General features: G+C 64.3%; 7 protein-coding genes. 2 read left to right on the top strand and 5 right to left on the bottom strand.

Annotated elements, in window-relative coordinates:
- Window positions 1-124: 124 nt before the first annotated feature.
- From ACFSJC_RS00965 to ACFSJC_RS00945, 5 genes are all read right to left on the bottom strand, one after another.
- Window positions 125-1,795 (bottom strand): diguanylate cyclase, encoded by a 1,671-nt coding sequence (locus ACFSJC_RS00965; protein ID WP_386021898.1) that lies wholly within the window; start codon window positions 1,793-1,795, stop codon window positions 125-127.
- A 41-nt stretch (window positions 1,796-1,836) separates the two neighbouring features.
- Window positions 1,837-2,208, bottom strand: a complete 372-nt coding sequence (locus ACFSJC_RS00960) for a response regulator (RefSeq protein ID WP_386021895.1) — start codon at window positions 2,206-2,208, stop codon at window positions 1,837-1,839.
- 17 nt (window positions 2,209-2,225) lie between these two features.
- Window positions 2,226-4,856, bottom strand: a complete 2,631-nt coding sequence (locus ACFSJC_RS00955) for a CHASE domain-containing protein (protein ID WP_386021892.1) — start codon at window positions 4,854-4,856, stop codon at window positions 2,226-2,228.
- Between the two features lie 122 nt (window positions 4,857-4,978).
- A complete protein-coding gene (locus ACFSJC_RS00950; RefSeq protein ID WP_386021889.1) occupies window positions 4,979-7,852 on the bottom strand; it encodes a sensor domain-containing protein in 2,874 nt (957 codons plus the stop codon).
- A 413-nt stretch (window positions 7,853-8,265) separates the two neighbouring features.
- Window positions 8,266-9,300 (bottom strand): sodium:calcium antiporter, encoded by a 1,035-nt coding sequence (locus ACFSJC_RS00945; protein ID WP_386021886.1) that lies wholly within the window; start codon window positions 9,298-9,300, stop codon window positions 8,266-8,268.
- Between the two features lie 550 nt (window positions 9,301-9,850).
- Here ACFSJC_RS00945 and ACFSJC_RS00940 point away from each other — a divergent pair.
- Complete coding sequence (locus ACFSJC_RS00940) at window positions 9,851-11,005, top strand: efflux RND transporter periplasmic adaptor subunit (protein ID WP_386021883.1); 1,155 nt, start codon at window positions 9,851-9,853, stop codon at window positions 11,003-11,005.
- Window positions 11,002-14,127 carry an efflux RND transporter permease subunit gene (locus ACFSJC_RS00935; RefSeq protein ID WP_386021880.1) on the top strand — a complete coding sequence of 1,042 codons (3,126 nt, stop codon included), beginning with the start codon at window positions 11,002-11,004 and terminating at the stop codon, window positions 14,125-14,127. The genes ACFSJC_RS00940 and ACFSJC_RS00935 overlap by 4 nt, the downstream gene beginning before the upstream one ends.
- The last annotated feature ends 21 nt before the right edge of the window (window positions 14,128-14,148 follow it).

Here is a 14,148-nt window from a genome sequence, read left to right as displayed (position 1 = left end):
CCCAATAGACACATCAACCGGGCTTCGCCCGGTTTTTTTGTGCGCTTGATCTGCCTGAAATCGCGGATTCAAGCGTCCAAGCGCATCGTCGAGAGCGAGATCGACGCGATTGGCGCCCTGATATTCACGCGATGTCCTTGCCGGCGCGCACGACCCGATTGCGCCCGAGCCGCTTGGCCTCATAGAGCGCCGCGTCGGCAACGGCCGTCAATTCCTGGCCGGGGTGGTCGTCCAGAGCGGCGAGTCCGGCGCTGAAGGTGCAATGGAAATGATCGCCCGCGCTGGACAGGAGCAGCAGGGCGAATTGCTCGCGCAGCTCGTTCAAGACCTTTTCGGCGGCCGCGAGCGGGGTATCCGGCATGAGGATCGTGAATTCCTCTCCGCCATAGCGTCCGATGATGTCATAGCGACGCAGCCGCTTGCGCAGCAGCTGCGCCAGGCTCTTGATGACCCGATCGCCCACGGGATGGCCATAGGTGTCGTTGATCCGCTTGAAATGGTCGATGTCCAGCATGGCGAGCGCCAAGGGGGAACCGCTCCGGCTCGCACGCGACGTCTCGGCCTCGACCTGAAGGTCGAAGGCGATCCGGTTGAGCAGCCCCGTCAGACTGTCCTGGCGGATGAGGGCGGTGAGCGAGCGAAAGCGGGCGATCCGCAGCTCGACCGCGCTCACCAGGTAGGTATCGCCGATGGACTTGGAGAGGAAATCGTCGGCCCCGGTTCCCATCGCGGACAATTGCCGCTGACGATCGGATTCGCCGGACAGGAAGACGATGGGCACGCTGGTATAGCGCTCGTCCTGACGGACGATGCGCGCGGCCTCGATGCCGTTGCAGTCTGGCATGTGCAGATCCATCAGGATCAGTTCCGGATCGACCTCATTGAGGCTGTCGAGCAATCTGCGCGGCTCGCTAATGGCGACGGCATGCATGCCGGCGCCCCTGAGCAACTCGGCGTAATAGTCTCCGGAGCGCACCTCGTCGTCGAGGATCAGCACGCGATAGGGATCTTGGGACTGCTCGCCAGTCAGCTTGTCGAGCAGGTCGGCCAAGCGGTGGATATCGAGCGGCTTGGCGAGATAGGCGTCGGCCCCGGTGCGCACTGCGGCCAGCCGGCTGTCCCAGTCCCAACGCTCGGAGACGATGATGACGGGCATGTGGGTGGCGGGTCGCTGCGCGGGGGGGCCGAGCCTAAAATCTGACGATGGTCCTTCCGTAAGGATCTCATCCGAGATGATCGCCACGGGCCGACAGGTGTCGCGCATCCTGTCGACCTGCGTGCGCGCGCATCGGACGACATCCCAGCCGAAGTGGCCAAGCTGCTCCGACAGTTCTGCGGCGACTCGCGGATCGTTCTCGATCAGCAGCAGACAGGGCGCTCGCTCATCCGTCGTCTCCGTCCAGCTGCTGCAGCCGGAGAGCGAGGCGCCGTCCTCTTCGGCGGTTTCCTGGCCCTCCGCAACCTGTGCCGATTGCGGTTTCAGCGCCCGGATACGTGCGCTGATGCGATCGGCCAACTCGGAGCGGACGGGGCCTTCCGTCTGGCGGAGCCGCTCGGCCAGACACTCGATCTCCTTGGTATGGCGACCGAGCGCCGGCTGCCCGAGGGTTCCGGCAGTGCCCGCGAGGCTGTGCGCCAGATGAATAAAGCCATCCAGGGCGCTTGGCGGACTTGCCGGCTCCAGGGTCTGCGACCAGGCCACCTCCAACTCATGGAGCAGAGTCGGTAGCGCTTTGAGGAATTGCGCCTCCATCTGGCGCAGTCTCCCGCGACGACTCGGCTGAGATGAAGACATAAGCGGCTCTCCATAGGGCTTGGGGATAAGAGGGGTTCAGACTAGAGAGGCTGCAGAAGGGCGCGGATCTCCTCGCCGAGCCGCATGGGATCGAAAGGCTTGGAGATCACCCCAAGCGCCCCGAGCGTCTTGAGATACTCGCACTCCTTCGGCTGAACCTTGGCGGTCATAAAAATAACCGGGGTCCGAGCCAGATTCTCTAGCGCCCGCAACTGTTGCAACGTGGTCGGACCGTCCATCCCCGGCATCATCACGTCAAGCAGGATGAGGTCGGGTGAGAGTTCCGAGGCACAAGTCAGCGCCTCTTCTCCGGAAGCGCACTGGGTCAGCCGAAAATCGCCCTCTTCCAGCGCGAAATCGACGATCTCCCGGATGTCCGGCTCGTCTTCGATATGCAGGATATGCAGTGTCATGGCGTGCTCCTAAGAGGCTAATCCTTCTCGCTCGTCGGCGTATCTGGCGGCGGATCGGCGACCGTGACATCCGGGCTGCGCGCGGTCCATTCGGGCAGATCGAAGTAGAAGATCGTGCCGCCCCCTGTTGGAGAGGCATAGTCGACGCGTCCATTGTGCCGCTCAATGATCACCTTGGTGATGGACAGCCCCAGTCCGGTACCGCCCTTCTCGCGGGTGTCGGAGCTGTCGGCCTGGGCGAAGCGCTCGAAGATGCGGCCCTTGAAGTCCTCGGGAATGCCCGGTCCCTGATCCTGAACGCTGACGCGGAATCCATCCCCTTGGCGCCGCAGCCCGATCTTGACCTCGCCTCCCGGCGGTGAGTATTTGACGGCATTCGAGATGAGATTGGCGAAGACCTGTAGCAAGCGATTGTCGTCGGCCAACACCGGTGCGCGCGTCAGCTCGAAGCTCCCCGAAAGCGTCATCTGGTGCTGACGGGCATAGCCCTCATTGGCCTCCAATGCCTGGCGCGCGATCGAGACGAGATCGCTGGAATGGAGATCGAAGTTCATGCGCCCGGAGGTGAGCTTCTCCAGGTCGAGAATATCGTTGATGAGCAAGGTCAGGCGGGCACTGTTGCGTTCGGCCATCTGGAGCAGATTGCGCCCCTTCTCGGGCAGGGCTTCGGCATAGCGACCGATCACCAGGCCGAGTGCACCACGGATGGAGGTGACCGGGGTACGCAGCTCGTGACTGACGGTCGAGATGAGTTCGCTCTTCATGCGTTCCAACTGCTTGCGCTCGGTGATGTCGCGAACCATGCCGATGAAGAAGGGCTGGCCGTCGCGCTCGATGCGGGAGACCGCCAGCTCCATGGGAAAGGTGTCGCCGTCCTTGCGCCGCCCGGTGAGTTCGCGCGCGGAACCGATGACCTTGCGCTCGCCGGTACGCAGGTGGTGGCTCATATAGCGATCGTGAGCGGTGTGGTAGGGCTCGGGCATCAGCATGCTGAGGTTCTTTCCGACCACCTCGGCAGCCGCATAGCCGAAGATACGCTCGGCGGCCAGATTGAAGGAGGCAATGATGCCGCCGGCACCCGCCGTGATAATGGCGTCGATCACATTGTCCAGGATGGCCTGCGTGTGCCGGGACTGGTCCTTGAGGGCAAGCTCCGCCTGCTTGCGTGCGGTGATGTCGGTGAAGACTGCATAGACCCGGTGCACACGGCCGGTGGTCGCCTCCTGTCTGGGGTAGGCATCGACCAGGATCCAACGCCATGGCACGGCACGAGCGTGGCGGACCCCCATCACGACATCCGTGACGGGCGTGCCGCGCCGTAAGGCGATCATCACCGGATAATCGGTGGCGGAAAAGCTGCTCCCATCCTCGTGGACGACCTGCCATAACGAGTCGACCGAGGTCAGTTCCCGCATCTGTTCAATGGTCGTTCCAAGGATGCGCTGCGCGGCGGGATTGGCATCGAGGATGCGCGCGTCGGCGTCGTGGATGACCACGCCCTGTCCCAGATGCAGAAAGACCGAGCGGAAACGCTCTTCGGACTCCTGGCGCCGAGCGGTCATCTCCGCAGCCAGCGCCAGCGCCTGCGCGCGACGATCGAGCAGCAGGCGCGTGAGGGCGAAAAGCGCCAGGCTGATGCCGATGCCCAGTCCGAGCACCAGCCAATTGGTCACCGAATCGGCCTCGGCACCGAAGCCCGGTCGGCTGTATAGGTTCAGCGTCCAGGTACGGCCATAGGCATGGATCTGCTGCTGACTGCGATGACTGGGGTGCGGATTCGATCCGGGGGCGTGATGCTCGGCGGAATCGAACATGAGGGAACTCGGCTCGGCGTGATCGCTATCGTAGATTCTAAAGTCGATCGACCGGCTGCTGCGCTCGCCGAGGATCCCGTCCATCAGGTCATCGACGCGATAGGGACTGTAGACGAAGCCCCTGAGCGCCTTCCAACGCGCCTGCGCCGTGTCCAGAGGCAGACCGGGCCGATAGATGGGGACATACATCAAGAACCCGGCCTGCTCCTTACCGTGAGTCTCCTGCACCAATCTGACCTTGCCGGAGATGGTCGTGGCGTCCGTGTCGACGGCCGACTGCATGGCCGCGCGTCGGGTCTCCTGCGAGAACATGTCGTAGCCGAAAGCAGCGAGGTTGCGCCCGGAGAAGGGCTCCAGATAGACGATGGCGGTATAGAGCGGACGCTCGCCGGGCGGCTTGACCTGATAGTCGGGGAAGCCCTGTGCGCGCACTGCGGCGATGTGGGCCGCCAGCTGATCGGGCTGGATGACTTGGCTGTAGCCGACGCCCAGGATGCCGGGGTAGTTCTTCGCCAAGCTCAGCCGCTCGACATAGGTATGCCACTCCTCGCGGGACACCTCCTTGCTGGCGTCGAACAGGGCGGCACCGCCGAGCAGGATCTGTTTGTGGTCGAGCAGACGCTGGGCGATCGCCTCGCGGATCTCGCGGCTGAGCAGCTCGAACTGTCGATTCGCGAGCAACCGCCGCTGTTCGCTCAAGCCGTTCCACGCCAGCAAGACCGGCAGCAAGGTGGCCAGCAGCACGATCCAGGGAATGAGGCTTCGAATGCCGGCGTTCCCTGCGCGTACAGACTCAGGTGGAGATGAGCGAATGGTTTGCGTCCTATCTTGCATACCGAATTTCCGAGACGTTTTGCTGCGATCCGCACAGCATCTTGGATTCGATCGACTCTCTGATCGGCCGAAACAGACGCGAAAACAGCGGCATCACGGATCGCCCATCAGGGCGCGTCCATTCACTCAGAGGCTGGCGATGTCGCCCGGTCCGCATCCGCTCCAAGATCGGGTTGCGTTTCCCATTCCTCAATCGGCTTGGGTCTCCCGAGCAAATAGCCCTGGAAGCGGTGGCAGCCGTTCTCGCACAGAAAGCGCCGCTGCGCCTCGCTCTCTATGCCTTCGGCGACGACCTCCAGTCCGAGTGACTGACTCATGGCAAGAATGGCCCGGACGATGGCTGCATCGCTTGGATCCGTGGCGATGTCGCGGATAAACGACTTGTCGATCTTCAACTGATCCAGCGGCAGTCGTTTGAGATAGGACAGCGAGGAGTAGCCGGTGCCGAAGTCGTCCATCGAAAAGCCCACCCCCAGCGCCTTGAGCTGGTTCATTCGGCTAACGACCTGTTCGGCGTTCTCCAGCACCACGCTTTCGGTCAGTTCCAGCTTGAGCCGTTGCGGATTGGCCCCGTATCGCTCCAGACTGGCCTGGACCTGCGCGACGAAGTCGGGCTGATGGAATTGCCGCGCACTGACATTGACCGCCATGCGTAGGAAGCGGGTCCGTTCACTCGCCTCCCACGCTTTGATCTGAGCGCAGGCCGTATCCATCACCCATTGACCGATCGGCAGGATGAGTCCGGTCTCCTCCGCCAGCGGGATGAACTCCAGCGGCGCGACCAAACCATGACCCGGTCGGCGCCAGCGCAACAAGGCCTCGGCGCCGAAACAGCGGCCATTCTGGTCGATCTGAGGCTGATAGAAGAGCTCCAGCTCCCCTTTGAACAGCGCCTGACGCAGCGCGGTCTCCAGCGCCAGGCGCGACTCGATGGTCTTCTGCATGGCCGGGTTGAAAAAGCGGGCCGCGTTGCGTCCCGCGTCTTTGGCCTGATAGAGCGCCACGTCCGCCTGCTTGAGCAACACCTCGATGGAGGTGTCGTAACCGCGAAAGAGGGTCAGGCCGATACTGGACGTGCAGTAATGGGCCGGCTCGGCGCACGTGAGCGCATAGGGTGCGCTGAGGGCGAAACGCACCTTCTCCGCAGTCATCTCGGTTGCGTTGGCCGCCGCTTGTTCATCGGTTCCCAAACCTTCCAGAATCACGACATATTCATCCCCCCCCAAGCGACTGACCGTGTCGCCCTCGCGGACGTTGGTCGTCATGCGCCGGGCGGCCTCGACCAGCAAGCGGTCGCCGACATCATGCCCCAGGGTATCGTTGATGGCCTTGAATTGATCCAGGTCGAGCATCATCAGGGCGCCGTATTGGCGGCTGCGATGACTGGCGATCAGCGCGTGCTCCAGCCGATCGACCAGCAAGCGGCGGTTGGGAAGTCCAGTGAGGGGGTCGAAATAGGCAAGGTTGCGAATCTGCTCTTCGTGCGCCTTGCGCGCGGTAATGTCCTGAGCGGTGAAGGTCACGCCCTTGTCGAGATCGTCCGGGTCGATCGGCGACGATGACAGAATGATATTGAGCAGGGATCCATCCTTGCATCGCCAGCGGGTTTCCACGGTGCCGATGCCCTGCGCCCGAATCTGGTCATATTTCTCGTGCCCGACGAGCTCGAATTCCGCGTCGGACGGATAGAGCAGGCGTGCCGACTGACCGATCAACTCGTCCTGACGGTAACCGGTCATGCGCAACAGCGTATCGTTGACCTCCATGAAGAGACGCCTGACCACCACGCCGATGCCCACGGGCGCGGCGCGCAGGATGCTATTGGCACGCGCCTCGCTGTCCCGCAAGGCCTCTTCCGCCCGCTTCTTATCGGTAATGTCGCGCGTGATCGAAAGGATGCAGGTTTCGCCCTCAAGGATGATCAGGTGGGCCGACATGAGGGCGGTGGCGATCTCGCCGTTTTTTCTGACGAAGCGGGCCTCTAGATTTTCGCAATAGCCATCGCGTGCAAGCGCATTCACGAGCTGCCGACGAACGCCCAGGTCGCGCCAAATTCCAATGTCCCGCGATCGCTTGCCGATCACCTCGTCACGGCTCCAGCCGGTCAAGCGCTCGAACCCTCCGTTGACATCCAGGTAGCGCCCGTCGGCGAGCCGATTGATATTGATCGAGTCGGGGCTGGTCTGAAAGGCTAGGCGATAGCGCGTTTCGCTGTCGGCCAGTTTGCGTTCGGCCCGTCGACGCTCGGTGATATCCTCGCCGGCGCTGAGGCTGCCGATCACCCGTCCCTCGGCATCTCGGATACTGTTGTTGTGCCACGCGATCAAGCGTTCCGCGCCCGAGCGGGTACGGACCGGGTTATCGACGCATTCCGAGCCCTGCAGGTCCCCGTTCAAGATTTTGCGATGGATGGCGCGGATTTCCGCTACATCGATGTCGTGAGGGAGACAGGTCGAGAACCAGTCCCGGCCGATCAATTCCGCTTCCTGATAGCCCAGCAACTGACAGCCCTTGCGGTTGACCAGTGTGATACGGCCATCGAGATCCAGGGCGACGATGATGGCCTCGACCGTCTGCAGGATGTTGCGGACCGTGTCGTGCTCCTGACGTAGCCTTGCCATCGCCTCGCACTGCCCGAATTCGGCGCCCGCACGCGTAGCCAGGATGCCTCGGTTCACCCGGATCGGGCCGATGTCGATCAGTGGCGCGCGAGGGATCCCGGCGCGAATGGCGCGCGTCTCGACCGCCGAATCGAGACTCAGCTCGCCGACGTCGCCCTTGGCAGTGAACCACTCCAAATACTCATCCCGGAGGTACGTGAAATCGAGCTCGGATTCGATGGCGCAATACCCCGTGCTCAAGACCTGAGCACAGAGAGGGAAGGCGGGATCGTCGGACCAGATGGAGATCGACTGTCCGTCCTGCCATACGGCCAGGGTCGCGACAGGCTGCTGGTCCAGAATCAGACGGGCGACGAGGACAGGGTCGAGCCCCAATATCTCGGCGGCATGACGAATGGCCGTCTCACAGAAGCACCTGCGGTTCGGGGCAGAGATGTAAGCAGATTCAAACCGCCGACGCTCGTTCACGTCCACCATTCGGGCCATGTCGATCCTAAAAACAGGAGCCTATGGCCAGGGAGTATCCGCGTCATCGGGGAAGGAAGTCCAGTGACGCCAGACAAGAGGCCAAGATCAAGCGACCAAGGACTGCCGGCGACAGCGCCTTGATCGGCATTGGAAAATCAGGTGTCGCAGATGGTCCTGACGTTCACGAACGCGCGGATCCTGCAGCGCGAGCGCGCGCATACCCTGGCCCCTTGATGCCCACGGAGGCGCTGCCCCGTGGTCGCCTCCCGGATTTCAGCGATCGCATAGCACCACTTATGGCCGATCGGGCCGATCGCTGCTCAGCCAAAGGCGATGACGCTGAAACCGACACCGTAAAACATCAGCACCAACCCGCTCTCGAAGCCGATATTTCCGATCCCGCTGCGCTCGCGTCGGATCAGTCCAAGCAGCAGCGTGGCGGTCAAGAGGATCGTCAGACTGATGATGAACAGCGGCTGCTCGCCGATGGCGTGGTAGATCGACCCCGGCCGATAGGCGACATCGGAGAGCGCCAGAAACAGCACGTCGAAGGTGTTGCCGCCGATGATGCCGCCCACAGCAAGCGTCAAGGCGCCCTGGCGGACGGCCGCGACGGCGGTGACGAGCTCCGGGAGAGAGGTCACCGCCGAGGTCAACAAGGCGCCGACCAGGGTCTCGGACAGGCCCGTCACACGCACCAGCGATATTCCTGAGAGGCCTACGAGATAACCGGCGGCTCCCACCAGAACCACGGCCACCGCGAACTCCATCCAAAGCCGGCCCTGCCCCGCCCCATCGGCGACGATCTCGGCCGGAACATCTTCGAAGGTCTCACCGGTTCGTACCGGATGCCAGGCCGGATCATCCCGGGCCAGGGACGCCAAGCGCAAACCGAACCCATAGAAGGCCAACAGGAAGAGCGACGCCGGATGTACGCCAAACAGCGTCACCGGCGGTGCCGTCGCCGCCATCAGCGGCACCGCGAGCAAGGCGCACAGCATGGCCCCGTTGATGAGATTCGGCAGCGAGGCGGCGGCGTGTTCGAGATTGGCGCGCCGGTAGAAGAGGTCGGCGACGACGAGAAAGACGGTCTGCACCGCGATACCGCCCACGGCGTTGCTGACGGCCAGTTCCGCCTTGCCAGCGGAGGCGGCGGTCATGGACACGACGATGCCGGACAGTGAGGTGCTGGCCCCGAGCAGGACCGCACCGAAAACCGCTTCGCCAAGCCCGGTCAGATCGGCCAGCCGGTCCGCCAAGCGCGCCATGCGGATTCCGACAAAGGCAATGGTCGCTGCGCTCGCGACAAAGACGAGGAGCGTCAGGCCCAAGGACCAGTGTTCGGGAGAGGACATCAATCCGACTCAGCTCAGCGTGCCGAAGAGAGGCTCAGGCCAATGATCGCGGATCGCCGCCGCCTCTTTCGCTTCGCTCATAAGTTCCTTAGGTCCTCCTCGACGCAGTTCGTGTGTTGCGCTCCGCCACCGGTGGTCGAGCCTTTTCTCTTCGGGTTTCCCCTGCGTTGCGCATGGCGGAGGGCGCGGTTGAACGTATGACGGATCAAAAAAGCAAACGAGATGCCAACCGTGATCGTCACCCGCGTCGCGCCAATGGCCGCCGTGGCCAGACCATCGGGGTGCATTTCACCCGCTTCGGCGGTTTCGCCGGGGCAAATCCCCCTCCATCGAAGGCATCTCAAAAGGAACGGTAAAAGTTCGTAGAGGAACCGCGCTCGACCACAGGTCCAGGCCAATGAGGCCGGTACGGCCGAACGCCACATCCAGGCGGTCGTGACACCTCTGTCGCACGGGGTGCGAGCAAAACCGGTACAGCCGTTGCTTTTACGCCTGTCACCGATGCCACCCCGATAAAGAAGCGGCCTGCCTTCGGCTGCTCAGGAATGCGATGACGACTCACACACGACGAATCCTGCTGCTGTTGTTGCTGACGCTCACCGTCGGAACAGCCCTCTCCGCCTGGCTTTTCCGCGAGACCTTGTTCGCAAACGGCGGAAAGGAAGACGCAGCGCAGGAACGACCGCCACCGACGGTCGAGACAGCACGGGTGGAGCGCGCGACCATCGCCGACAGGATCCGCGCGACCGGCACGCTGCAAGCGCCGGAGGCGGTGACCATCACCGCACGCACGGCCGGACGTGTCGAGAAGATGCACTTCGAGGAGGGCCAGCGCGTCGCCAAGGGCACGCTCCTGGTCGAGCTGGAACGCGATCGCTCCGAGGCGGCGGTCGAGCGCGCCGCCGCACGTCTGGAGCAACGCTCCAGCGCCGAGGCGAGACGCGAGGAACTGATGGCGAGGGATTTCGTCTCCGCTGCGGAAATGGACAGCGCCGAGGCCGCCGCCCGGGAAGCCAAGGCACAACTGCGCATCGCCAGGGAGGATCTCGACGACCGGAGCATCGAGGCCCCCTTCGCCGGCGTCATCGGTCGCCGCCTGATCAGTATCGGGACCCTGCTGAAGCCCGGCGATCCGATCGCACGTCTCAGCCGCACCCAACCGCTGGATCTGTTGTTCATGGTTCCCGGCGTCGAGATCGGACGCATTGCGCCCTATCAAAGGGTCGAGGCAACGACACCGGCCTATCCGTCGCAGCGCTTCGACGGCGCCCTGACCCTGATCGGCACCGAGGTCGATCCGGGTACCCGCACCCTGCCGCTGGAGGCGACCTTCGACAACCCGGATGGACTGCTCAAACCGGGGATGTTCATGCAGGTGGCCTTGATCGTCGGCCAGCGCGAAACGCTACGCATCCCCGAGGCCGCCGTGATCACCGAGGGGCCGAACACCTTGGTCTATGCCTTGAGGTCACCGGCGGAGGATGAGAAGAACAGCGAGGCCAGGGTCGAGCGCAGACAGGTCGAGACCGGTACGCGTCGCGACGGTTGGGTCGAGATTCACAACGGCGTCGCGGCAGGCGAGCGCGTCGTCGTCGCCGGGCTTCAGGGACTGCGGGACGGTCTCGCCGTGCGCCCGACCTCCGCAGCCAAGCCGCCCGATACCGGAGCGCCCCCCGCCGAATCGACGACGGAGGTGCGGCGATGAAACCGACGACCCTCGCCGTCACCCGCCCGGTCGCGGCCACCGTGCTGTCGCTGCTGTTGCTGGTACTGGGCATCTTCGCCGTGCTGACGCTACCGGTGCGTGAGTACCCGGATGTCGACGAGCCGACCGTAACCGCCACGGTCATCTATCCCGGCGCCTCGGCCGAAGTGGTCGAGCGCGAGGTGACCGAACCCATCGAAGAGGCGCTCAGCGGCATCGACGGCGTGCGCCAGATCCGCTCCAGTTCGCGCGACGGGCGCAGCCGCGTCGAGGTGGAATTCTCCCTGGATCGCAACCTGGATCTAGCCGCCGCCGACGTGCGCGACCGCATTTCCACGGTGCGCAACGAGCTGCCCGAGCAGGCCGAGGCGCCCGAGATCGCACAGCGTTCGCTCCAGGCTCAGGTGGTGATGTGGTTGCTGCTGACCAGCGACACCATGGACCGCTTGGAGCTGTCGGATCTCGCCGATCGCGTCCTCGTCGATCCCCTGTCGACGGTCTCCGGCGTGGCGACGGTGCTGTTCGGCGGCGAGCGCCGCTATGCCATGCGCATCGATCTGGATCCGGCCAAACTGGCCGCGCACTCACTGACCGTACTCGACGTTGAACAGGCCCTGCGCGCGCGCAATCTGGAACTCCCGGCCGGACGTCTGGTATCGGACACCCGCGAGCTGACCCTGCGCACCATGACCGAGCTGGAGAGACCGGAGGCCTTTCGCGAACTCATTGTCGCCAACCGCGACGGCGCGCAGGTGCGCCTCGGCGATCTCGCCCAGATCGACTACGGCCCGGAGAACGATCGCACCGCCGTGCGCCTGGACGGCAAGGATGCGATCGGGCTCGGCATCGTCCGGCAGTCCGGCTCCAATCTGGTCGCGGTCTCGTCGGGCGTGCGCGAACGTATCGAACAGCTCTCCAACCGCATTCCAGACGATGTCGAGCTGACCATCGCCTACGACTCGGCAACCTTCGTCGAGGCATCCATCCATCAGATCCTGGTGACCCTGGCGATCACGGTCGTGCTGGTGGTGGCCGTGGTCTTCTTCTCGCTGGGCTCCTGGCGCGCGACCCTGGTGCCTGCGGCAACGATCCCGGCCTCGGTCGTCGGCGCCTTCATCCTGCTCTACGCGCTGGGCTTCTCGATCAATGTCTTGACCCTACTGGCACTGATCCTGGCCATCGGCATGCTCGTCGATGACGCCATCGTCGTCAGCGAAAACGTCTTTCGTTTCTCCGAGCGGGGCAAGCCACGCCTGTTGGCCGCCGACCTGGGCGCCGGCGAGGTGGCCTTCGCGGTCCTGGCGACCACCACGGTCCTCTTGGCCGTCATCGCCCCGCTCGGTTTCCTGACCGGCGATGCGGGACGTCTGTTCAGCGAATTCGCGGCCAGTCTCGGCGGCGCGCTGGCGCTGTCGAGCCTGGTCGCCTTGACCCTCGGGGTCACCCTGGCCTCGAAGCTGATCGCCGCCGAGCGCATCCAGAACGGCGCGCTTTATGGCGCGATCTCGCGAGGCTTCGAACACACCAGCAACGGCTACCTGCGCCTGCTGCGCGGCGTGCTCGAATGGCGCTGGGTGGTCGTCCTCCTGTCTCTGGCGCTGCTCGGCGCGACGGTCTGGCTGTATCGGGAGCTGCCGCGCGAACTGTCGCCGCGCGAGGATCGCGGGGTCGTCTTCATCCCGGTGGCCGCACCCGAGGGCGCGACCCTCGATGACATGCGCGACATCCTGTCGAAGATCGAGGCCGTGTTGCTGCCGCTGACCGAAGATGAGGGACCGGCACGGCACGTGATCTCGCTGGTGGCGCCGCGCAGCGCTGGTCAGGGACCGGTCAACTCCGCCATCGTGATCCTGCGTCTCAAGGATTGGAGCAAACGCCGGCGGAGTCAGTTCGCCATCACCGCCTCGCTACAGCCAAAACTGGCCGACATCACCGGCGCTCAGGTGTTTGCGATCAATCCGCCCAGTCTCGGCGGCTCCAACGCCGGGCAGCCGGTGCAGATGGCTCTGGTGGGCGAGGATCTCGATCAGCTCCATCGACTGGCCGAGCAGGTGCTGGCACAGACCAGTTCGATGCCGCAACTGGCGCAGGCGCGGCTCGACTATCAACCGACCAATCCGCAGCTGCGCATCCACATCGATCGCGACCGCACGGCGGCTCTCGGTATCGGGATCAGCGACATCGGCCGCACGCTCCAGCTCCTGATGGGCGGCGAGGACGTGACGGACTTCTCCATCGACGCGAAGACCTACGAGGTCATGGTCCGCGCCCGCAAAGCCGATCGCGCCTCGCCGCAAGACATCGGCGAGGTCAATGTCCGTGCTGCGGACGGCTCGCTGGTCGCCCTGAGCGGGCTGATCGAAACCGAGATCATCGGACGCGCCGCCGAACTGAACCGGGTCGACAGGCTGCCGGCGGTGACGCTGAAGGCCACGCTCACCAGCGGCACGGCACTGGGCGATGCCCTCGCGGCGCTGGAGGCCAAGACCGCCGCGCTCTTACCACCGGAAGTCGAGATCCGCTGGCTCGGGGCCAGCCAGGACTATCAGCGCTCTGGCCGAACCTTTGCGCTCGCCTTCGCGCTGGCGCTCACCATCGTCTTCCTGGTGCTCGCGGCCCAGTTCGAGAGCTTCATCCAGCCGCTAGTGCTGCTCGCCGGTGTGCCGCTGGCGGTCTTCGGTGCCCTCATGGCGCTGTGGATCGGCGGCGGCTCGATCAATCTCTATAGCCAAATCGGCTTCATCCTCGCCATCGGAATCATGGCCAAAAACGCGATCCTGCTGGTGGAATTCATCAACCAGCTGCGCGATCGCGGTCGTGCGCTGCGCGAGGCGGTCGAGGAGGCCGCCAGGGCGCGCGTGCGGCCCATTCTGATGACCTCGATCGCCACCTTCTTCGGCGCCCTACCCCTGATCCTGGCGATGGGACCGGGGGCCGAGACACGCAAGATCCTCGGGCTTGTGATCCTCGGCGGCGTGCTGTCGGCGACCCTGTTGACGCTCTTTCTGGTGCCCGTGCTCTATCTGCTGCTCGCGCGGCGCACCCGTCCCCGCGCCGCCCTGGCGAAAGCGCTGGAGGAGCAGCGTGCAAAGGACACGCAGACGAGCGCACAGGAAGCCTGACCCGAACGACCGGCTGAAATG

The organism is Thiorhodococcus fuscus, from assembly GCF_042682685.1.
Classification (GTDB): Bacteria; Pseudomonadota; Gammaproteobacteria; order Chromatiales; family Chromatiaceae; genus Imhoffiella; species Imhoffiella fuscus.
This window is presented reverse-complemented; position numbering and strand designations above follow the sequence as displayed.

Excerpts from the sequence above, each read along its gene's own strand:
- ACFSJC_RS00965 (WP_386021898.1), bottom strand. The coding sequence starts at position 1,795 with ATGTCTTCATCTCAGCCGAGTCGTCGCGGGAGACTGCGCCAGATGGAG.
- ACFSJC_RS00960 (WP_386021895.1), bottom strand. The coding sequence starts at position 2,208 with ATGACACTGCATATCCTGCATATCGAAGACGAGCCGGACATCCGGGAG.
- ACFSJC_RS00935 (WP_386021880.1), top strand. The coding sequence starts at position 11,002 with ATGAAACCGACGACCCTCGCCGTCACCCGCCCGGTCGCGGCCACCGTG.
- ACFSJC_RS00955 (WP_386021892.1), bottom strand. The coding sequence starts at position 4,856 with ATGCAAGATAGGACGCAAACCATTCGCTCATCTCCACCTGAGTCTGTA.
- ACFSJC_RS00945 (WP_386021886.1), bottom strand. The coding sequence starts at position 9,300 with ATGTCCTCTCCCGAACACTGGTCCTTGGGCCTGACGCTCCTCGTCTTT.
- ACFSJC_RS00940 (WP_386021883.1), top strand. The coding sequence starts at position 9,851 with ATGACGACTCACACACGACGAATCCTGCTGCTGTTGTTGCTGACGCTC.